General features: G+C 69.9%; 22 protein-coding genes. 20 read left to right on the top strand and 2 right to left on the bottom strand.

Features of this window, described 5'->3' with window-relative positions:
- The first annotated feature begins 60 nt into the window (after window positions 1–60).
- On the top strand, window positions 61–843 hold the full coding sequence (locus AB0I15_RS26970; protein WP_358101032.1) for a methyltransferase domain-containing protein: 783 nt from the start codon (window positions 61–63) through the stop codon (window positions 841–843).
- On the opposite strand, the gene AB0I15_RS26965 is transcribed toward AB0I15_RS26970, so the two are convergent.
- Window positions 788–1,360, bottom strand: a complete 573-nt coding sequence (locus AB0I15_RS26965) for an SRPBCC domain-containing protein (protein ID WP_358101412.1) — start codon at window positions 1,358–1,360, stop codon at window positions 788–790. The genes AB0I15_RS26970 and AB0I15_RS26965 overlap by 56 nt on opposite strands.
- A gap of 56 nt (window positions 1,361–1,416) precedes the next feature.
- Between AB0I15_RS26965 and AB0I15_RS26960 the strand changes: the two genes are divergently transcribed.
- From AB0I15_RS26960 to AB0I15_RS26915, 10 genes are all read left to right on the top strand, one after another.
- The gene (locus AB0I15_RS26960) at window positions 1,417–1,581 is read left to right on the top strand and encodes a hypothetical protein (protein WP_358101029.1); all 165 of its coding nucleotides are present in this window, start codon (window positions 1,417–1,419) and stop codon (window positions 1,579–1,581) included.
- A gap of 62 nt (window positions 1,582–1,643) precedes the next feature.
- Window positions 1,644–2,024, top strand: coding sequence for a phage holin family protein (locus AB0I15_RS26955; RefSeq protein WP_358101026.1), 381 nt, complete (start codon window positions 1,644–1,646; stop codon window positions 2,022–2,024).
- Window positions 2,021–2,662, top strand: coding sequence for a DUF3618 domain-containing protein (locus AB0I15_RS26950; protein ID WP_358101023.1), 642 nt, complete (start codon window positions 2,021–2,023; stop codon window positions 2,660–2,662). Before AB0I15_RS26955 ends, AB0I15_RS26950 begins: the two co-directional genes overlap by 4 nt.
- A gap of 71 nt (window positions 2,663–2,733) precedes the next feature.
- The gene (locus AB0I15_RS26945) at window positions 2,734–3,165 is read left to right on the top strand and encodes a protease inhibitor I42 family protein (RefSeq protein ID WP_358101020.1); all 432 of its coding nucleotides are present in this window, start codon (window positions 2,734–2,736) and stop codon (window positions 3,163–3,165) included.
- Window positions 3,166–3,174: 9 nt separating this feature from the next.
- Window positions 3,175–3,882: a DUF1838 family protein gene (locus tag AB0I15_RS26940; protein ID WP_358101017.1), complete on the top strand. Its 708-nt coding sequence runs from the start codon at window positions 3,175–3,177 to the stop codon at window positions 3,880–3,882.
- Window positions 3,879–4,283, top strand: coding sequence for an HIT family protein (locus tag AB0I15_RS26935; RefSeq protein ID WP_358101014.1), 405 nt, complete (start codon window positions 3,879–3,881; stop codon window positions 4,281–4,283). Before AB0I15_RS26940 ends, AB0I15_RS26935 begins: the two co-directional genes overlap by 4 nt.
- Before the next feature lie 16 nt (window positions 4,284–4,299).
- Window positions 4,300–5,478, top strand: coding sequence for a histidine kinase (locus AB0I15_RS26930; RefSeq protein ID WP_358101011.1), 1,179 nt, complete (start codon window positions 4,300–4,302; stop codon window positions 5,476–5,478).
- Between the two features lie 33 nt (window positions 5,479–5,511).
- Window positions 5,512–6,261 (top strand): LytTR family DNA-binding domain-containing protein, encoded by a 750-nt coding sequence (locus AB0I15_RS26925; RefSeq protein WP_358101008.1) that lies wholly within the window; start codon window positions 5,512–5,514, stop codon window positions 6,259–6,261.
- Window positions 6,258–6,710: a hypothetical protein gene (locus AB0I15_RS26920; RefSeq protein ID WP_358101005.1), complete on the top strand. Its 453-nt coding sequence runs from the start codon at window positions 6,258–6,260 to the stop codon at window positions 6,708–6,710. The genes AB0I15_RS26925 and AB0I15_RS26920 overlap by 4 nt, the downstream gene beginning before the upstream one ends.
- 40 nt (window positions 6,711–6,750) lie before the next feature.
- Complete coding sequence (locus tag AB0I15_RS26915; RefSeq protein WP_358101003.1) at window positions 6,751–8,238, top strand: cation acetate symporter; 1,488 nt, start codon at window positions 6,751–6,753, stop codon at window positions 8,236–8,238.
- Window positions 8,239–8,308: 70 nt separating this feature from the next.
- On the opposite strand, the gene AB0I15_RS26910 is transcribed toward AB0I15_RS26915, so the two are convergent.
- Window positions 8,309–9,310: a LacI family DNA-binding transcriptional regulator gene (locus tag AB0I15_RS26910; RefSeq protein ID WP_358101000.1), complete on the bottom strand. Its 1,002-nt coding sequence runs from the start codon at window positions 9,308–9,310 to the stop codon at window positions 8,309–8,311.
- Window positions 9,311–9,321: 11 nt separating this feature from the next.
- Here AB0I15_RS26910 and AB0I15_RS26905 point away from each other — a divergent pair, with 11 nt between their 5' ends.
- From AB0I15_RS26905 to AB0I15_RS26865, 9 genes are all read left to right on the top strand, one after another.
- The gene (locus AB0I15_RS26905) at window positions 9,322–10,488 is read left to right on the top strand and encodes a PLP-dependent aspartate aminotransferase family protein (RefSeq protein WP_358100997.1); all 1,167 of its coding nucleotides are present in this window, start codon (window positions 9,322–9,324) and stop codon (window positions 10,486–10,488) included.
- Between the two features lie 49 nt (window positions 10,489–10,537).
- Complete coding sequence (locus tag AB0I15_RS26900; RefSeq protein ID WP_358100994.1) at window positions 10,538–11,794, top strand: sugar ABC transporter substrate-binding protein; 1,257 nt, start codon at window positions 10,538–10,540, stop codon at window positions 11,792–11,794.
- Window positions 11,791–12,684: a sugar ABC transporter permease gene (locus AB0I15_RS26895; protein ID WP_358100991.1), complete on the top strand. Its 894-nt coding sequence runs from the start codon at window positions 11,791–11,793 to the stop codon at window positions 12,682–12,684. Before AB0I15_RS26900 ends, AB0I15_RS26895 begins: the two co-directional genes overlap by 4 nt.
- A complete protein-coding gene (locus AB0I15_RS26890; RefSeq protein WP_358100989.1) occupies window positions 12,681–13,505 on the top strand; it encodes a carbohydrate ABC transporter permease in 825 nt (274 codons plus the stop codon). The genes AB0I15_RS26895 and AB0I15_RS26890 overlap by 4 nt, the downstream gene beginning before the upstream one ends.
- A gap of 165 nt (window positions 13,506–13,670) precedes the next feature.
- Complete coding sequence (locus tag AB0I15_RS26885) at window positions 13,671–14,000, top strand: DUF485 domain-containing protein (protein ID WP_358100986.1); 330 nt, start codon at window positions 13,671–13,673, stop codon at window positions 13,998–14,000.
- Between the two features lie 17 nt (window positions 14,001–14,017).
- The gene (locus tag AB0I15_RS26880; protein WP_358101409.1) at window positions 14,018–15,616 is read left to right on the top strand and encodes a cation acetate symporter; all 1,599 of its coding nucleotides are present in this window, start codon (window positions 14,018–14,020) and stop codon (window positions 15,614–15,616) included.
- Between the two features lie 167 nt (window positions 15,617–15,783).
- Window positions 15,784–16,191 carry a hypothetical protein gene (locus tag AB0I15_RS26875; protein WP_358100983.1) on the top strand — a complete coding sequence of 136 codons (408 nt, stop codon included), beginning with the start codon at window positions 15,784–15,786 and terminating at the stop codon, window positions 16,189–16,191.
- Window positions 16,192–16,303: 112 nt separating this feature from the next.
- Window positions 16,304–18,151, top strand: coding sequence for an MBL fold metallo-hydrolase (locus AB0I15_RS26870; protein WP_358100980.1), 1,848 nt, complete (start codon window positions 16,304–16,306; stop codon window positions 18,149–18,151).
- Complete coding sequence (locus AB0I15_RS26865; protein ID WP_358100977.1) at window positions 18,148–19,191, top strand: LacI family DNA-binding transcriptional regulator; 1,044 nt, start codon at window positions 18,148–18,150, stop codon at window positions 19,189–19,191. The genes AB0I15_RS26870 and AB0I15_RS26865 overlap by 4 nt, the downstream gene beginning before the upstream one ends.
- The last annotated feature ends 25 nt before the right edge of the window (window positions 19,192–19,216 follow it).

Raw genomic sequence — 19,216 nt, 5'->3', positions numbered from 1 at the left:
GGAAGATCAGGTCCCGTCCCGGGGCCGGAGCCTGTTGACGGGGCGGATTAGGATCTTGTCATGAGGTTTTCGGGCGCCGAGGGACGATGGCGGGAACGGCTCGGGACGTTGCGTGACGTCGTCCGGCAGGAGCTCGTCACCCGGCAGCTCACCGAGCACCTCACCGCCACCTCCTGCCGCATTCTCGACGTCGGCTGTGGCCAGGGCACGCAGGCCCTCAGGATGGCCGCCAGGGGCCACCGCGTCACCGCGCTCGACGCCTCCCGCGAGCTGCTCGACCTCCTCGAGGCCGGCGTCCAGCCGGGCATGCGCATCGAGGCCGTGCAGGCCGACGCCGGGCGGCTGGACGAGCTGTTCGAGCCGGGCGGCTTCGACGCCGTCCTGTGTCACGGCGTGCTGATGTACTTCGACGACCCCGACCCCCTCCTCGCCGGCATGGCCCGCATGCTCGCCCCCGGTGGCCTGCTCTCCCTGCTCGTGCGCAACGGCGACGCCCTGGCCATGCGTCCGGGGCTGCAGGGCGACTGGGCGCGGGCGCGGCGGGCGTTCGAGGGCACGGGCTACGTCAACAGGCTCGGCGTCCCGGCCAGGGCCGACCGGCTGGGTGAGCTGACCCGGCGGCTGGCCGGCCACGGCCTGGAAGTACGCCGCTGGTACGGCGTACGCGTGCTCAGCGACGCCGTACCGGACGGCGAACCCGTGCCGGACAACCTCGACGACCTGCTGGCGGCCGAGGAGCGGGCGGGCAGGACCGACCCATACCGCGGGGTGGCCGCCCTGACCCACCTCATCTGTCAGGCCCAGTCCGGTGGCAGCGGCGGCAGCGGCAGCCCTTCGGCCTGAGCCAGCGACATCCACGCCCCGGCGGCGACACCGGCCAGGCGCTGCTGCTCCTCGCCCGGCTCGTACCATTCGCCGACCGGCGTCTCGGGCAGTTCGCCGCGCAGGTAGAGGGGCAGGGCGATGGACAGGGGCAGCTCCCAGCCGATGCCCACGCCGACCACGCCGTCGTCCGGCAGCAGGAAGTGCTCCAGCTCCAGCGTGGTGCCCTCGTCCGAGCCGGCCGACAGGCGTAGCTCCACCTGGCTGTCGGGCAGGTCGCCGTAGCGCCAGGTGACCGCGAGCAGGTGGGGGCGCTCGCAGCGGAGGATCTCGCCCCGGGCGTTGCCTCCAGCGCGAACGTGCCGCCGGGGCGCAGGTCCCCGCTGACCTTGAGGAGCCAGCGGCTGAGCCGGTCGGGCTCCGTGCAGGCCTCCCATACGTCCTCGATGGGCGCGTCGTAGCCGCGGCGCAGGACCACGCTCCTGGCACCGTCACGACGGCCGATCTCGCGGTGGTTGCGGGCGAGCCAGTCGGACATGTCTGTCATGCGGGGAAGCTTATATAAGCACTACCTGAGGTAGTAGGATAAAGGGCATGAACACTCCCGGATCGTGGTGTGAGCGGCCCAGCCCTCAGGCTCCCTCGTGCGAGCTCCCGTCCCCGTGGAGCAAGCCCAAGCAGCCCGACAACTGGTGTGAGGTCCAGAAGGACCCCGTCGTGTCCGTCCTCAGGTTCATCCTCAGGACCGCCAAGCGGTAATAGCGGGTGATAGAAGGTCAGTTGTCTGGGTAGTCGGCTCCTCAGCAGAGGAGGCGGACATCGTGAACGACACCCACAAACTGGTCAACGATCTCTCCGAGCAGGTCTCCAGGCTCGTAAAGGATGAGCTTCGCCTGGCCCGGATGGAGCTCACGGAAAAGGGCAAGCGCGCGGGATTCGGCGCGGGCCTGTTCGGTGCGGCGGGAATCGCCGCGTTCTTCGGCGGTGCGGCCCTCGTGGCCGCCGTCGTCATGCTCCTCGCTCTGGTCATGCCCGCGTGGGCGGCCGCCGCGATCGTGGCGGGAGTGCTGTTCATCGTGGCCGCGGTGCTCGGGCTGACCGGTAAGAACCAGGTGGAACAGGCCACGCCGCCGGTCCCGGAGGAGACCATCGCGAGCGTCAAGGCCGATATCGACATGGTCAAGGAGAGGGCGCGGCGATGAGCGAGACCGATCCCGGACACAGCGAACAACACGCTGGGGACGTCGGCGCCCGCAGAGCGACGGTGGGCACGCCGACGGAGCGCGAATCCATCAACGTTCCCCCTACCAGGCCGGGTGCGGCCGAGAACGCCCGCAAGGCGGAGGCCGCCCGGCGGGAGCACGAGACATTCATCCCCGAACCCCCTGTTCAGGATGAGCGGTCCGAGGCGGCCGAGCATGCGAAGACGGAGGAGGAATCCGTCAAGGGGGTACGCGGGGAAGACGACGAGGAAGAGGACGACGTGCGCAAGGACATCCAGGAAACGCGGAGAGAGCTGGGCGAGACCGTCAGCGCGCTGGCGGACAAGGCCGACGTGAAGGCCAGGGCGGGCCACGCGGCGGAGATGGCCAAGGACAAGGCGGCGCACGCGGCCGAGATGGCCAAGGACAAGGCCGCCGACGCGGCCGAGATCGTCAAGGACAAGGCGTCCGAGGTCGCGGGCAGAGTCCGCGAGGGCACGCCCGACCAGGTCAAGGACGCCGCGAAGGACGCCGCGGCGGAGGCCAGGAAGCGGCCCGTGCTGCTGATCGCGGCCGCCGGCGCGCTGACCATGTTCGTGCTGCGCCGCATGATGAAGCGGCGCAAGCGCAGCCGGTGACCCGCGGGGCGCCACGGGAGCCGTGGCCGGTGCCCCCGGGATCGGCCCCGGGCCGATAGCCTGCCGGAGTGATGCGTCGAACGGCAACCGCCCTGATCGCCCTGCTGCTGACGGGGTGCGGGGGCGGCTCCGCGGTGAGCGACTACGGCACCGTGATCAAGGGTGCCAAGGGCGCGACCGTGCCGGTCGAGGTGCGCCCGGGGCAGCGGTTCTCGCTGGCCGTCTCCGACAACCCGTCGGTGGGCGACAACTGGGACCTGGTGGCGGTGCCGGACACGAAGGTGGCCTCCTACATCAGCGAGGAGCGCGAGAGTGACGGCGACGCCCCCGGGTCCGGCGGCACCACCTACTTCGTCTTCAACGGCAAGCAGCCCGGCTCGACCGAGATCAGGCTGCGCAACTGCTGGCGGTGCGGCCAGGACAAGACGCCGTCCACCGAGGAGAGCAGGCGGGAGTCGGGTGAGGCGATCTTCACAGTGACCGTGATCAAGCCGGCCGGTTAGGCTCAGATCATGGATTTCATCCGGGTACGCGCGTCAGCCGACGGCGCGGAGACGATCTCCTACTGGACCGGTGACGTCTACGGCTGGCAGGACGACGACGGGCCCCACCACCTGTTCGGATTCGAGGGCCTCAACGTGGCCAGGGCCGTCGAGGCCGACGGCGGCTGGCACCTCCTGACCAGGGAGGCCGCCCTCTATCTCGACCCGCGGACCCGCGAGGTGCTCGACTCCTGGGACAACCCGTTCACCGGGTGCGCGGCCGAGGTGCGGCACGTCTTCAACGACCCCGTGAACCAGCGGCTCGGCGCCTACCCGGTGCCCACCACCCGCCTGGGCGACCAGGTGGTCTACAACGTCGACATCCGGCTGGCCTATCCCTCGCCGCTGAAGGTGGCCGACTACCCGGAGAACTCCGCGAGCGACATCTACCGGGCGCTGGAGCTGTTCCAGTTCTTCGTCTCGGCCCAGGCGCTCGGGTCGAGGGTGCCCGACGTGCCGTGCGTGTTCTCGTGGTGCCGGGTCTCGCCGTGGCTGCCGTGGATGGCGATGGGGCAGCGCGGCGGCGGGCTGGTCTACCACTGCCGCGGCGCCAAGGTGGGCGAGGTGCCGGAGCGGCTGCGGGAGCGGGTGGGGGAGCACTTCCTGCACGCGCCGGCCGAGTGGTCGGCGCCCAACGTGACGAGCTGGACGGACTTCGCGGATAGGGTCGGGCGGTGAGCACTGACCTGTTCTGCGAGATCATCGCCGGGGAGCGGCCCGCCCACGTGGTGCACTCCGACGAGGTGGCGGTCTCCTTCCTCGACGCCCGGCCGGTCTTCAAGGGGCACGTGCTGGTCGTGCCGAGGGCGCACGTCGAGACGCTGACCGGCCTCGACGACGTCGGCCCGTTCTTCGAGCGGGTCAAGGCCATGGCCAGGGCCGTGGAGGAGGGCCTGGAGGCGGGCGGCACGTTCGTGGCCATGAACAACCGCGTCAGCCAGAGCGTGGCCCACCTGCACGTGCACGTGGTGCCACGGCACAAGAAAGACGGGCTGCGCGGCTTCTTCTGGCCGCGGACGACGTACGAGTCCGCCGAGGAGGCCCAGTCGTACGCCGAGCGGATCGCCAAGGCGCTCTGAGCTAAGCTCTGGCGGCGTGGAGTACCTGGTCGGGACCGCAGTGGTGGCCGTGCTCGTCGGCGTGCCCGCGATCGTGCTCTGGCGGGTCATGCGGGGCCGCCGTGAGCTGGGCACCAGCCCGGCGGAGCGGGCCACGTTCGAGACCCTGCACACCGCCTCGCTGGCCGGGCCGCCGCTGCGGGCCGGGCTGACCGCCGACGGGGCCGAGCGCGCCTCGCGGCACCTGCGCGCGCTGCTCGGCTCGGCCGCCGTCGCGATCACCGACGGGGAGCGGCTGCTCGTCTACGACGGCGCCGGCGACCACCATGCCGGGCAGGCGTTCGAGCACGCGGCGGCCACCCTGAAGGACGGCCGCACCCAGGTGCTGAGCATCGAGTGCGACCTGCTGGAGTGCCCGATCAGGCAGGCCGTGGTCGTGCCGCTCACCACCGACGACCGCGTGGTCGGCGCGCTGGCCGCCTACGGGCAGAGCGCCTCCGCCGGCCTGGTCAGGGCCGCCCAGGAGGTGGCCGGCTGGGTGGACTCACAGCTCGAGCTGGCCGAGCTGGACCGCTCGCGCACGCTGCTCATGGAGGCCGAGGTGCGGGCGCTGCGCGCGCAGATCTCGCCGCACTTCATCTACAACTCCCTCACCACGATCGCCTCCTTCGTCCGCACCGACCCCGAGCGGGCCAGGGAGCTGCTGCTGGAGTTCGCCGACTTCACCCGCTACTCCTTCCGCCGGCACGGCGAGTTCACCACGCTGGCCGAGGAGCTGCGCTCGATCGACCGCTACCTGATCCTCGAACGGGCCAGGTTCGGCGACCAGCTTCAGGTCACGCTCCGCATCGCGCCCGAGGTGCTGCCGGTCGCGGTGCCGTTCCTGTGCCTGCAGCCGCTGGTCGAGAACGCCGTGCGGCACGGCCTGGAGAGCAAGAACGGCGTCGGCCGCATCACGATCATCGCCGAGGACGCGGGCGCCGAGTGCAGCATCAGCGTCGAGGACGACGGGCTCGGCATGGACCCCGACCGGCTGCGCCGCATTCTCGCAGGTGAGGTCACTCCGGCGGGCGGCGTCGGGCTGGCGAACGTGGACGAACGGCTGCGTCAGGTCTACGGCGACGAGTACGGCCTCGTCGTCGAAACGGCCAACGGCGCGGGCACCAAGGTCAACGTCAGATTGCCGAAATATCACCCAGGCGTCTCTGCCCGTTGACCTCGATCTTTGTTGTCGGTTTCATCACTGTCTATGGCACAACTCCGGGTCCTCGCGGTCGATGATGAATTGCCCGCGCTCGAAGACCTGTCGTACCTCCTCCGCGCCGACCCCCGCATCGGCGAGGTGGCCACGGCCAGGGACGGCGCCGCGGCGCTGCGGCTGCTCGACCGCGCCATCGCCGACGGACGCCCGATCGACGCGGTGTTCCTCGACATCAGGATGCGCGGGCTCGACGGCGTCGTGCTCGGGCGGCTGCTGTCACAGTTCGCGAACCCGCCCAGGGTGGTGTTCGTGACCGCGTACGAGGAGCACGCGGTGGACGCGTTCGAGATCAAGGCCGAGGACTACCTGCTCAAACCCGTACGACCAGAGCGGCTGGCGGAGGCGATCAGGCGGGTCGCGGTCTCCGCCGACGTGCCCGCGGAGGGCGACGAGAGCGACACCATCCCGGTCGAGCTGGGTGGCGTCACCCGGTTCGTGTCCAGCGCCGACGTCATCTACGTCGAGGCGCAGGGCGACTACGCGCGGCTGCACACGGCGGCGGGCAGCCACCTCGTCCGCATCCCGCTGGCCACGCTCGAGGAGCGCTGGGCCTCGGCCGGGTTCGTCCGGGTGCACCGCAGCCACCTGGTGGCCGTCAAGCACATCGAGGAGCTGCACATCGACTCGGGCAAGTGCACCGTACGGGTCGGCGACACCGAGCTCCCGGTCAGCCGCAGGCACACGCGCGAACTGCGCGACCTGCTGGTGCGCCGGGCCAGGAAGGGCAGGCAGGAATGAGCCCCGAGCAGCCACGCCCGGCGCGGCGCACGCCTCCGCAGCGCGTCGACCCGCCCCGCAGGGCCGACCTCGCCCGCCGCGCCGACGTCCCGCGCCGCGTCACCGTGACGAGCCCGCGCACCGCCGCCGCCCGGCGGCCCCGCTTCCCCGCCACCCGGGAGATCGACGAGCAGACGGGGCTCGGGGAGGTCTACATGCGCTCGCTGCTGCGCACCCAGTTCCGGCTGGCGCTGTTCGTGTGCACGGTGCTGGCGTGCGTGATCGGCGGGCTGCCGCTGCTGTTCCTGCTCATGCCCGACCTGCGCGAGGTGCACCTGCTGGGCGTGCCGCTCCCGTGGGCGGTGCTCGCCGGGCTCATCTACCCGGCCTTCGTGATCGGCGCCTGGCTGTACGTGCGCCAGGCCGAGCGCAACGAGCGCCACTTCGCCGAGCTGGTCGAACGCCGATGAGCGCACACACGGCACGGGCGGGCGCTGCGGGGCCGGTCGCATGAGCCTGACGGCGGTGCTGGTCGTCGTGGTGGCGGCCGTGCTCATCGGGGCGTTCGGGATCAGGTTCTCGCGGACCACCTCCGACTTCTACGTCGCCTCCCGCACGGTCAGCCCGTTGTGGAACGCCTCGGCCATCGGCGGCGAGTACCTGTCGGCCGCCTCGTTCCTGGGCGTCGCCGGGCTCATCCTGTCGTTCGGCGTGGACATGCTCTGGCTGCCCGTCGGCTGGACCGGCGGGTACCTGGTGCTGCTGGTGCTGGTGTCGGCGCCGCTGCGGCGGTCGGGGGCGTACACGCTGCCGGACTTCGCCGAGGCCCGGCTCGAGTCGATGGCCGTGCGGCGTACGGCGAGCGTGCTGGTCGTGCTGATCGGCTGGCTCTACCTGATGCCGCAGTTCCAGAGCGCCGGGCTGGTGCTGCGCACGATCACCGGCGCGCCCGTGTGGGTGGGCGGGCTGCTGGTCGCGGTCGTGGTGGCGGTCAACGTGCTGTCGGGCGGCATGCGGTCGATCACGTTCGTGCAGGCGTTCCAGTACTGGCTCAAGCTGACCGCGCTGGCCGTGCCGCTGATCTTCCTGCTGATGGCCTGGCAGGCCGACGGCGCGCCCAGCGTGAGCGCGCAGGACGCGGCCATCTGGCAGGTGCCGCTGGCCGGGGGCAAGGAGTACGGGCTGTATTCGACGTATTCGCTGATCCTGGCCACGTTCCTGGGCACCATGGGGCTGCCGCACGTGCTCGTGCGCTTCTACACCAACCCGGACGGGCGGGCCGCCCGGCGGACGACGCTGGTGGTGCTGTCGCTGCTGGGGGCGTTCTACCTGCTGCCGGCCGTCTACGGCTGGCTCGGCCGGATGTACGCGCCCGACCTCGTGCGGACCGACACGGTCGTGCTGACGCTGCCCGCCCGCATGATCGGCGGCACGCTCGGCGACCTGCTGACCGCGCTGGTGACGGCGGGCGCGTTCGCGGCGTTCCTGTCGACCTCCTCGGGGCTGACCGTGTCCGTGGCCGGGGTGATCGCCCAGGACCTGCTCAAGGGCGGGGTGCGCTCGTTCAGGATCGCCACGCTGATGGCCGTGGCGGTGCCGCTGGCCCTGGCGCTGTGGGCGCGGGCGCTGCCGGTGGCGGACGTGGTGGGGCTGGCCTTCGCGGTGGCGGCCTCGTCGTTCTGCCCGCTGCTCGTGCTGGGCATCTGGTGGCGGCGATTGTCCACGACGGGGGCGCTGGCCGGGCTCTTCGTGGGGGGCGGGCTGGCCTGCGCCGCCGTCCTCGCCACGATCACCGGAGGGCCGTACGCGGGACTGGCCGGGGCGCTGCTGGCCCAGCCGGCGGCGTGGACGGTGCCGATCGCGTTCGCGGTGATGGTGTCGGTGTCGTTCCTGACCCCGCACCGGGTGCCGTCCGGCGTGGCCAGGACCATGGTCAGGCTGCACACCCCGGAGGACCTGGACCTCGACCGCGGCGACTGGCGGCCCCGCTCGTCCTGAGGGCCTGACGCGCCGGCCTGAGGCACCGGCCTGACCCGCCGCTGGAGCGGTGTCGTGGGTGTGTGAGGGTTCAGCGGTCGCCGGCGGGTGGCAGCTCGCCGGAGCCGCGTATCACCAGTTCCACGGGCACCTTCACGCGGCGCGGCGCCGGTGAGGGGCTGAGCAGGAGGTCGACGGCGCTGCGGGCCAGGCGGGCCACGTCGTAGCGGACCACCGTCACCCCGGGGCTGAACACGTCGGCCAGCGCGAAGTCGTCGAAGCTCACGTACGCGGGCCGCTCAGGCCGCTCCCGCAGTGCCTGCAGGATCCCGATCGCCGCCCGGTTGTTGGTGGCGAAGAAGGCCGTGGGCGGCGACGGCAGGTCGAGGAGCCTGGTGACCTCCCGCGAGACCCGCCACGGATCGAACACCCCGCACACCACCAGCGCCTCGTCGACCGGCACCCCGGCCGAGCTCAGCGCCGTGCGGTAACCGGTCGCGCGGTCGTGCACCGAGCTCAGCCCATGGTCGTCGGAGATCAGCGCGATCCGCCGGTGACCGCGGGCCAGCAGGTGCTCGGTCGCGGTCCGGCCGCCCCACACGTCGTCCAGCAGCACCACGTCGGCCGCCGCCAGGCCCAGGGGCACGCGGTCCACGAACACCGTGGTCAGGCTCGCGTGCTCGGCCAGCCAGCCGTGGTCGGCCGCCGACGGGACGATGATCAGGGAGTCGACGCCCCGGGCGTACATGGACTCGATGAGCATGCGTTCCTTGTCGGCGCTCTCCTCGTACGAGCCGAACACCACCAGCGCCTCGTGCTCGGCGGAGGCGGCCTCGACCGCGGCGGCCAGGCGCGAGTAGAACTCGTTGGAGATGTTCTCCATCACCAGGCCGAGCGTCAGCATCGTCGCGCCCCTGGCCAGGCGGGCGGCGGCCTCGTTGCGGCGGTAGCCGAGCGCGCTGATCGCCGCCTGCACCCGCTGCTGCAGCGACTCCCTGACGTGCGGCTCCTGGTTGACGACCCGGGAGACGGTCTTCAAGCTCACACCCGCCTGCCGCGCCACGTCCGCCATGGTGGGTTTGCGAGCTGGCATATTGTGCCCCCATGGATGAAGACGAATGGATCTGTGGCCGGTTGGGCGAGGACGAGCCTTGGATGCTGGGCGCGGTCAACCCGCCGGTGTTCGAGAACTCGCTGTTCACGTTCGCGACGGCGGAGGAGCTGGGCGAGGCCATCAGGGACGAGGACGAGCGGTACGTCTACTGGCGGGGGACCAACCCGACGGTCGATCTCGCCCAGCGTAAGCTGGCCGCGCTCGAGCGGGGAGAGCGGGCCAAATGTTTCGGGTCGGGAATGGGGGCCATCTCGGCGACCATCTCCTCGCTCGTCTCCGCCGGCGACCACGTGCTGGTGCTGGGCGCCGTCTACGGGCCCACCACCCAGTTCCTGCGTTACCTGGAGAAGTTCGGGGTCACGCATACGCACGTCGATGACCTCGCAGGATGTGACAGCGCTATCAGGGACAGCACCCGCCTACTCTACTTCGAGTCGCCCTCCTACATGGCCTACGCCGTGGTCGACATCGCCGAGGTGACCGGGTGGGCGCGGGAGCGGGGCCTCGTGAGCGTGATGGACAACACCTGGTCCACGCCGCTGTTCCAGAAGCCGCTCACCATGGGCGTGGATCTGGTGGTGCACTCGCTGTCGAAGTACATCGGCGGGCACAGCGACCTGGTGGGCGGCGTGGTCATCGGGCCCGCCCGGCTGATCCGGCCGCTGGCGCTGACCGAGTACCAGCTCTACGGGGCCGCCATGTCGCCGCACGACGCGGCCAAGGTGATCAAGGGCCTGCGGACGCTGCCCGTGCGGATGGCGGCGCACCAGGAGCGGGGGCTGGCGGTGGCCTCGTTCCTGAACGATCATCCGGGGGTCCGGTCGGTCAACCATCCGGGGTTGCCGTCGCATCCGGGGCACGCGATCGCGATGCGGCAGATGGCCGGGTTCTCGAGTCTGTTCAGTCTGGTGCTCGACACGGAGTCGCGGGAGGAGGTCGCAACTTTCATCGACAAGTTGCGATATTTCAGGATCGGGGTGTCTTGGGGTGGATTCGAGAGCCTGGTGAACGCGCCCGCCCTCTCCACCGAGGAGAGCGTCCGGGCCACCATGGGTATCCCCGTGGGCCTCGTACGCCTGTCGGTGGGTCTGGAGCCGGCGGATGCGCTGATCAAGGACCTCGGTCTAGCGCTGGAGGGTGTCGGTCGCCTAGCGTGACTGACAGCGCTGTCTGAACGCGCTGTCTGAACATCGCGGGAGGCTCGTCATGAGTAGGCCTTTCCTGGCGGTCGCGGCCGCCGCAACGCTGGTGCTCGCGGGATGCGGCTCCGGCTCGTCGTCCTCGGGGGAGGTACGGCTGCGGATGATCGAAAGTCTGACCAGCCCCGAACGTACGAAGCTCATCAAATCCCTCATCGCCGACTTCGAGAAGGCCAACCCCGGTGTCGCCGTCGAGCTGATCTCGCCGCCCCTCGACAGCGCCGACCAGAAGATCCTCCAGATCCTGCAGACGAAGAAGGACCTGGACGTGCTGGAAGTACGCGACCACACGGCCAAGTCCTTCTCCAACAACGGCTGGCTGGCCGAACTGCCGACCGACCAGTGGGCCGGCTGGGCGGACCTGACCGAGCTGGCCCAGAAGAAGGCGGTCGAGGTCGGGGGCAAGGCGTATCTGATCCCGTACGGGTTCTACCAGCGGACCCTGTTCTACCGTACGGACTTCGGCATGGCCCAGCCCCCGGCCACCTGGCAGGAGCTGTACGAGGCCGGCAAGAAGATGACCTCGGGCGACCGGTTCGGCTACTCGTTCAGGGGTGGCAAGGGCGGCGCCGACTACGCGGTGCAGATGATCAGCGCGTACAACGGCGAAGCCTTGAATCCCGAAAAATCATTCTATTTGAAGGACAAGCGCACCATCTTCTCCACCCCGGAGGCGGCCCAGGCCCTCGACCTCTACGTCAAGATCTTCAAGGAGGCCTCGCCGCCCGACTCCGTCTCCTGGGGCTATCCGGAGATGGTCCAGGGCTTCACCTCGGGCGTCACCGGCATGCTCATCCAGGACCCCGAAGTGATCAAGACGGTCGAGGACAGCGGCGTCACGGCCTGGTCCACCGCCCCCATCCCCAAGGGCCCCTCCGGGTACGCCTACCAGCCCGTCGGCTACGCCGGCTGGGGCGCGACCTCCTTCAGCAAGCACCAGAAGGAGGCGGTCAAGCTCGTGCAGTTCCTGTCGGAGTCCAAGCAGAGCATCGCCTTCGCCAAGGGCAACTCGCTCATCCCGATCTCCAAGCAGGCCCAGAGCGACCCGCAGTTCTCGCAGGGCGCGTGGAAGGCGTACCTGCAGGCCCAGCAGGACCCCAAGCAGGTGATCACGATCAGGCCGGTGGACTATCCGGGCTGGAGCCAGTTCCTCGTCGACTCCGACCGTGACGTCCAGGCCCTGATCACCGGCAAGAAGACCACGGCCGACGTGCTCAAGTCGTGGGACGCCTTCTGGACCGACCAGGCCAAGAAGGTCTCTTGACCACCCCACGCACCTTCACGGTCCGCAGGGCCAGGTTCATCGCGCTGTGCCTGCTGCCGGGCGTGGTGTTCGTGGTCCTGTTCACGTACTACCCGATGATCCGCGGCGCGGTGATCGCCTTCCAGCGCTACAACCTGTTCGACCTGACCTCCACGCCCTTCGTCGGGCTGGAGAACTTCCGGGCGGTGCTGGCGGAGGAGCGGTTCTGGACGGCGCTGCGGAACACCGGCACGTGGGTGGCCGTGTCGCTGTTCTTCCAGTTCTTCCTCGGCTTCGGGCTGGCGCTGCTGCTGCGGCGGCATTTCCGCGGCCGGGGGCTCTACCAGGCGTGGGTGTTCTTCCCCTGGGCCATGTCGGGGTTCCTGATCGGGCTGCTGTGGCGGTGGATGTTCAACGGCCAGTTCGGCGTGATCAACGATCTGCTGCTCAAGACCGGGATCATCGACCAGCGCATCGGCTTCCTGGCCACCCCGGGCTGGGCGATGACGTCGGTGATCGTGGCCAACATCTGGTACGGCGTCACGTTCTTCGCCATCATGATCATGGCCGCGCTGCAGTCGGTGCCCCGCGACCTGTACGAGGCGGCGGCCGTGGACGGAGCCTCGCGGCTGCGCCAGTTCTGGCACGTGACGCTGCCGCACATCCGGCCCACCCTGGCCCTCATCGTGCTGCTGCGCATCATCTGGATCCTCAACTTCCCCGACCTGATCTACTCGATGACCGGCGGCGGCCCGGCCGGCAGCACCGACATCATCACGACGTTCCTCATCCAGCAGGTCATCGGCGGCGACTACGGCCGGGGCGGCGCGGTCGGCCTGCTCATCCTCGCCCTCCTGCTGGCCTTCACGATCTTCTACCTGAACGCCACCCGCTTCGAGAAGGCCCGATGAGACGCCTCGCGACCGTGGCCAAGGCCGTCGTGCTGGCCGCCTGGCTGCTGATCACGCTCTTCCCGCTCTACTGGATCGTCGTCACCTCGCTCAAGCCCAAGTCCGAGATCTTCTCGGTGCCGCTCAAATACTGGCCGGGCACGGTGACGTTCGAGCACTACGCCGAGCTGTTCTCGTTCGCCGACTTCGGCACGTACCTGCTCAACAGCCTGTTCGTCTCCCTCGCCGCCGCGGCGGCCGTGACCGCGATCGGCGTGCTCGGCGGCTACACCCTGGCCCGGTTCGCCTTTCCCGGGCGCGCGGCGCTGATGCTGGCGTTCCTGGTCACCCAGATGATCCCGCTGTTCATCGCGCTCGGGCCGCTCTACCTGCTGATGTCCGACCTCGACCTGCTCAACCGGCTGGCCGGGCTGATGCTGGTGTACGTGGCGATGCTGGTGCCCTTCGCGACGATCATCATGCGCGGCTTCTACGAGCGGATCCCGGTGGCGCTGGAGGAGGCCGCCCAGGTGGACGGGGCCTCGCGGCTGGTGGCGATGGTGCGGGTGGTGATCCCGGTCATGCTGCCGGGGATCGCGGCGACCTTCATCTTCGCGTTCGTGCAGTGCTGGAACGAGCTGTTCCTGGCGATCACGTTCATCGACAGCGAGGACGCCAAGACCATCCCGGTGGCCATGAACTCCTTCATCACGCAGTACGACATCGACTGGGGCTCCATGGCGGCCGCCACGGTGCTCTCGGTGCTGCCGACCCTGGTGCTGTTCGCCGTCATCCGCCGTTACATCGTCGAAGGGCTCACCGCGGGGGCGGTCAAGGGGTGAAAGGGATAGCCGACCGCTCGTCGCGCTATACAGACCTTTCACCGCAGGCCATACCCAACTAAGCGCCGGACGACAGCGGCTCGCCGAACAACCCTCCTACGGATCTCCACGACAGGTAGGTTGCGCTCTTACGTTGGGCGTGATCCGCATCACAGTGGAGGTCTCGTGACGACAAGAGAACATGACGCGTCGGTCTATGAACAAGTGCAGGAGAGCAGTGAGTTCCAGGAGTTGAAACGGCGTTTCCGACGCTGGACGTTCCCCATGACCGTGGCGTTCCTCGCGTGGTACCTGCTGTATGTGGTGCTGTCCGGGTGGGCGCGCGACTTCATGGCGATCAAGCTGGTCGGAGACATCAACGTCGGGCTGGTTTTCGGGTTGCTGCAGTTCGTCTCCACCTTCCTCATCGCGTGGGCGTACTCCAGGCACGCGGAGAAGAAGCTCGACCCGATCGCCGACAAGCTCCGCCACGAGGTTGAGGAGAAGACCCAGTGAGCTCGACGACCCTGGGGATGATCCTCTTCCTCGCCTTCGTGGCCGGCACGCTCGGAATCACCTTCTGGGCGAGCCGGCAGACCAAGACCGCGGCCGACTACTACGCGGGCGGCCGCTCGTTCACGGGCGTGCAGAACGGCCTGGCGATCGGCGGCGACTACATGTCGGCCGCCTCCTTCCTCGGCATCGCGGGCATCATCGCCCTGTCTGGATATGACGGGTTCCTGTACTCGATCGGGTTCCTGGTGGCGTGGCTGGTCGCGCTGCTGCTGGTGGCCGAGCTGATGCGGAACTCCGGCAAGTTCACGATGGCGGACGTGCTGGCGTTCCGGATGAGCCCGCGCCCCGTGCGTACGGCGGCCGGTGTGTCCACGATCGTGGTCAGCATCTTCTACCTGCTGGCCCAGATGGTCGGCGCGGGGGCGCTGGTCGGCCTGCTGCTGGGCATCACGAGTCCGAGTGGCAAGGCGTGGACCATCGTCGGCGTCGGCGCGCTGATGATCGTCTACGTGGTGTTCGGCGGCATGAAGGGCACCACCTGGGTCCAGATCGTCAAGGCCGTGCTGCTGATGAGCGGCGCGGCGCTGGTGACGGTTCTGGTGCTGACCAAGTTCGGCTTCAACCTGTCGAGCCTGCTCGGCCAGGCGGCCACGGTCAGCGGCCCCAAGGCCAACCCCGAGGCGTTCCTCAGCCCCGGCCAGAAGTACGGCACCGAGGCGCAGGGCCTGGCCGGCAAGATCGACCTCATCAGCCTGGGCCTGGCCCTCGTGCTGGGCACGGCGGGCCTGCCGCACATCCTCATCCGCTTCTACACCGTCCCCACTGCCAAGGACGCCCGCAAGTCGGTCCTGTGGGGCATCGGCATCATCGGCACGTTCTACCTGCTGACCCTGGTCCTCGGCTTCGGCGCGGCGGCCCTGGTCGGCAAGGAGGCGATCGTCGCGGGTGACAAGGCGGGCAACACGGCCGCGCCGATGCTGGCGCAGCAGATCGGCGCGGACATCTTCGGTCCCGTCGGTGGCACGATCCTGCTGGCCCTCATCGGAGCCGTGGCCTTCGCCACGATCCTGGCCGTGGTGGCCGGGCTCACGCTGGCCTCCTCCTCCAGCTTCTCCCACGACCTGTACGCGCACGTCTTCAAGCGCGGCCAGGCCACGGAGCGCCAGGAGGTCGTGGTGGCCCGCATCTCCGCCCTGGTCATCGGCGCCGTCGCGATCGGCCTGGGCATCCTCGCCCAGGGTCAGAACGTGGCGTTCCTGGTGGCGCTGGCGTTCGCGGTGGCGGCCTCGGGCAACCTGCCCGCGATCCTCTACAGCCTGTTCTGGAAGAGGTTCAATACCGCCGGGGCGGTCTCGGCCATCTACGGCGGTCTGGTCTCCGCCCTGGTGCTGGTGATCTTCTCGCCGGTGGTGTCCGGCGGGGAGACGGCGCTGTTCAAGACGGCCGACTTCGTCCTGTTCCCGCTGAGCAACCCCGGCATCGTCTCGATCCCGCTGGGCTTCCTGTGCGGTTACATCGGCACGATCCTCAGCAAGGAGTACAACGCCGCCAAGTACGCCGAGATCGAGGTCCGCTCGCTCACCGGCGTCGGCGCGGAGAAGGCCTCGGAGCACTAGAACCTGCTCCCACCGGAAGGCGCCCACCCCCCTGCCCCAGGGCGCCTGCCACCTGAGGGCCCGGCCTGACCAAGGCCGGGCCCTCTCGCGTGCGCGGGATCACCGGCGGGGGCGGGGATGTGGGCGTCCCAGTGGACGTCCCACACCGCGGCCCGTACTTAACGACGGTGAGGGGTCTCGCCCTCCTGCACGAACTGCTGGCCACCATGTACGAGGCCGCCAAGGCCGTCAAACCCGACGCCCTCATGGTCACCCACACCCCGCACCCGGCCTTCGACGACGTCACCGACATGGTCAGGCTCAACGACGTGCTCGAGGTCGACGTCGCCGGCGACGCGGTGCCGGCCGTGGACCAGCTCCGCTTCCGCCACGCCGTGGCCGCCCACGCCATGCCCGGCCACCTGATCGACACCGACCAGTGGCCCATGCCGAGCCGGGCGGGCTGGCTGGCGTACGCGCGGGCGCAGCCGTCGCTCGGCGTACCCGCCCTGTACTACGCGGAGGCCATCGACGGCACCCGTGAGCCGATCACCGGCGACGACCTGCGCCAGGTGGCGGAGTGGTGGCGGCGGTGAGGCGGGCCGAGGTGGTGTTCGGCGAGCGGGCCGAGGCCGCCTTGTTCGGAAAGGGAACAAACCACTCCAAGGCCCCCCTATGTGGGAACGATGCCGGATAGAATCCGGCCTCGTGGGTAAGGAAGTCACCGCAGTCGCACCCGGGGTGTTCCGCGTCGAGGACACCTGTCACGTCTACGTCGTCCAGGCTCCCGCGCGGCCGGGTGAGGAGCGCACGGGCATCGCCGTGGACTTCGGTTCGGGGCGCGCGCTCGACCTCCTGCCCGAGCTCGGCATCGACCGGCTGACCCACGTCCTCATGACCCACCACCACCGTGACCAGGCGCAGGGCCTGTGGCGGGCGGCCGAGGCGGGCGTCGAGATCCACGTGCCGCCGGTCGAGCGCGACCTGTTCGAGAAGGTCGACGAGATGTGGTCGGGCCGCCCGCTCCTCAACGACTACGACCTGCGCGACGACCGCTTCTCGCTCCTGGATCCCGTGCCGGTCACCGGCGTGGTGCCCGAATACCGGACGGCCCGCTACGGCGGGGTGGACGTGCGGGTCCTGCCCACACCGGGACACACCCCGGGCTCGGTCACCTACGTGGTCGGCGCCGTGGCCTTCACCGGTGACCTGATCTACGCCCCGGGAAAGGTGTGGTCCCTGGCCGCCACCCAGTGGTCCTACACCGAGAACGAGGGCCCCGCCATGGTCCTCATCAGCTCCGAGCTGCTCCGGCGGGAGGAGCTCGACCTCTTACTCCCGTCACACGGCGAGCCCATGACGGAGCCCAGGGCCGCGCTCGCCCGCCTGTCCACCGCCATGCAGCGCTACGTGGACTTCCGCCGCCCCCACCCCTGGGACGTGCGCGGCCTGCTGGACAACCCGTTCGTCCAGGTCACACCCCACCTGCTGATGAACAGGAGCAGCCAGTCCTACAGCTACCTGCTGCTGTCGGAGTCCGGTGCGGCCATGGTGTTCGACTTCGGCTACGACATGTCCACCGGTCTGGTGAGGAGCACCGCCCGCGAGGCCCGCCGCCCCTGGCTGGCCTCCATGCCTGCGCTGCGCGAGCACTACGGCGTCACCGATGTCGAGGTGGCCCTGCCCACCCACTACCACGACGACCACGTGGCCGGCATGCCGCTGCTGCGCGACGTCGAGGGCACCGCCATCTGGGCGCCGTCCCACATCGCCCCCATCCTGGCCGCGCCGCTCCACCACGACCTGCCCTGCCAGTGGTTCGACCCGATCCCCGCCGACCGGGTGCTGCGGCTGGGGGAGACCGTACGGTGGCGCGAGTACGAGATCACCGTGCACGACCTGCCGGGACACACGCTGTTCGCGGCGGCGTACGAGTTCGAGGTGGACGGGCACCGGGTGCTGGTGACCGGCGATCAGCAGGATGGCATGGGCATCCCGGACGAACGCCGAGAAATCCTGAATTTTCAGTACAAGAATAGGTTCCGGATCGAGGACTACCGCAAGAGCGCCGCACTCTACCGGCGCCTGCGCCCCGACCTCATGGTCAGCGGCCACTGGCGCCCCCGCTGGGTGGACGACGACTACCTGCACCTGCTGACCCGGCAAGGAGAGGAGCTGGTCGCCCTGCACCACGACCTGCTCCCGCTCGACCGCTACGACCTCGGCGCCGACGGAGTGCTGTGCCGCCTGACCCCCTACCACTCGAGCGTGCCCGCGGGCGGGGAGTTCACGCTGACCGCCACCGTGCGCAACCCGTGGCCCGACAAGGCCGTGGTGACCATCGAGCCGATCCTTCCGCCAGGATGGGAGCGCGAACAGGGCTCGCTCACGCTGACGCTTCCCGGAGGGGGTATGGAGCAGGTGCACCTCCGACTCGGCGCTGACGCCGTGCCGCGCCGCCGGGTTCGCCTCGCAGTCGACTTGACCATCGGCGACCTGCGTCTCGGGCAGCACGCCGAGGCGCTGGTCGATGTGGTCGCGGAAGGGAATCGATGACCATAGAGCGGCGCAGCGCCCCCCACGGCCGTTCCCGGCGCCCCACGATCAAGGACGTGGCGGAGGCCGCCGGCGTCTCGCGCTCCACCGTCTCCCGGGCGCTCACCGGGCGGGGGTACGCGGCCAGCGACGTGCGCGAGCGGGTCCTGCGCGCCGCCGACGAGCTCGGCTACGTCCCCGACATCATGGCCCGCACGCTCAAGCAGCAGGTCAGCCGGTCGGTCGGGGTGCTGGTGAGCGACCTGCGCAACCCGTTCTACGCGGAGCTGGCCGCCGGGGCCAGCAGGGAGGCCCGCGAGCGCGGCTACACCATGGTGCTGGCCGACACGAGCCTGTCGGCAGAGGCGGAGAGCGAGGCGGCCGAGGCCCTCGTGGCGCTCCGGGTCGCCGGGGTGATCGTCACGCCCAACTCCTCGGCCGTGTCCACCTACCTGTCCTCCCACGGCATCCCGGTGGTGGAGGTCGACCGCCAGTTCGCGGCGGGCTCGACCGACGGCGTCGTGGTCGGCAACCGCGTCGGCGCCCGCACCGCGACCGGCCACCTGGTCGGGCTGGGCCACCGCCGGATCGCGCTGTTCATCGACGAGACCGACTGGATCACCGGCTACGAGCGTTACCAGGGCTATCTGGAGGCGCTCTCCGGGGGAGACATCAAGGTCGATCCCGAGCTGGTCGTCTCCTCCGGCTGGGACGTCGCCGACTCGCGGCGCAGGGCCCTCGACATGCTGCGCGGCCCCGACCGGCCCACGGCCGTCTTCGCCGCCAACAACGTGCTCGCCGAAGGCGTCTGGCGGGCGATCGGCGAGCTCGGGCTGAAGGTGCCCGCGGACATCAGCCTCGTCGCCTTCGACGACGCGCCCTGGATGAGCATGGTCTCGCCCACGGTCAGCGCCGTCTCACAGGACACCTTCAACCTGGGCGCGACCGCCGTACGCAGGCTCGACGCGCGGATCGCGATGCCCGAGGCCGACTCCGTGACGACGGTGCTCAACGTGGGGCTCGTCCAGCGCGAATCCACCGCGCCGCCCCCCACGATCTGACATTTCACCTCGCCGGCGCGTTGAC

Source organism: Nonomuraea sp. NPDC050643 (assembly GCF_040654715.1).
GTDB lineage: Bacteria > Actinomycetota > Actinomycetes > Streptosporangiales > Streptosporangiaceae > Nonomuraea.
This window is presented reverse-complemented; position numbering and strand designations above follow the sequence as displayed.

What these genes read in the sequence shown, in the direction of transcription:
- AB0I15_RS26945 (WP_358101020.1), top strand. Translation starts at nt 2,734, where the DNA reads ATGCGTCGAACGGCAACCGCCCTGATCGCCCTGCTGCTGACGGGGTGC.
- AB0I15_RS26950 (WP_358101023.1), top strand. Translation starts at nt 2,021, where the DNA reads ATGAGCGAGACCGATCCCGGACACAGCGAACAACACGCTGGGGACGTC.
- AB0I15_RS26880 (WP_358101409.1), top strand. Translation starts at nt 14,018, where the DNA reads ATGATCCTCTTCCTCGCCTTCGTGGCCGGCACGCTCGGAATCACCTTC.
- AB0I15_RS26910 (WP_358101000.1), bottom strand. Translation starts at nt 9,310, where the DNA reads ATGCCAGCTCGCAAACCCACCATGGCGGACGTGGCGCGGCAGGCGGGT.
- AB0I15_RS26925 (WP_358101008.1), top strand. Translation starts at nt 5,512, where the DNA reads ATGGCACAACTCCGGGTCCTCGCGGTCGATGATGAATTGCCCGCGCTC.
- AB0I15_RS26940 (WP_358101017.1), top strand. Translation starts at nt 3,175, where the DNA reads ATGGATTTCATCCGGGTACGCGCGTCAGCCGACGGCGCGGAGACGATC.
- AB0I15_RS26865 (WP_358100977.1), top strand. Translation starts at nt 18,148, where the DNA reads ATGACCATAGAGCGGCGCAGCGCCCCCCACGGCCGTTCCCGGCGCCCC.
- AB0I15_RS26970 (WP_358101032.1), top strand. Translation starts at nt 61, where the DNA reads ATGAGGTTTTCGGGCGCCGAGGGACGATGGCGGGAACGGCTCGGGACG.
- AB0I15_RS26960 (WP_358101029.1), top strand. Translation starts at nt 1,417, where the DNA reads ATGAACACTCCCGGATCGTGGTGTGAGCGGCCCAGCCCTCAGGCTCCC.
- AB0I15_RS26905 (WP_358100997.1), top strand. Translation starts at nt 9,322, where the DNA reads ATGGATGAAGACGAATGGATCTGTGGCCGGTTGGGCGAGGACGAGCCT.
- AB0I15_RS26890 (WP_358100989.1), top strand. Translation starts at nt 12,681, where the DNA reads ATGAGACGCCTCGCGACCGTGGCCAAGGCCGTCGTGCTGGCCGCCTGG.
- AB0I15_RS26965 (WP_358101412.1), bottom strand. Translation starts at nt 1,360, where the DNA reads ATGTCCGACTGGCTCGCCCGCAACCACCGCGAGATCGGCCGTCGTGAC.
- AB0I15_RS26920 (WP_358101005.1), top strand. Translation starts at nt 6,258, where the DNA reads ATGAGCCCCGAGCAGCCACGCCCGGCGCGGCGCACGCCTCCGCAGCGC.
- AB0I15_RS26900 (WP_358100994.1), top strand. Translation starts at nt 10,538, where the DNA reads ATGAGTAGGCCTTTCCTGGCGGTCGCGGCCGCCGCAACGCTGGTGCTC.
- AB0I15_RS26915 (WP_358101003.1), top strand. Translation starts at nt 6,751, where the DNA reads ATGAGCCTGACGGCGGTGCTGGTCGTCGTGGTGGCGGCCGTGCTCATC.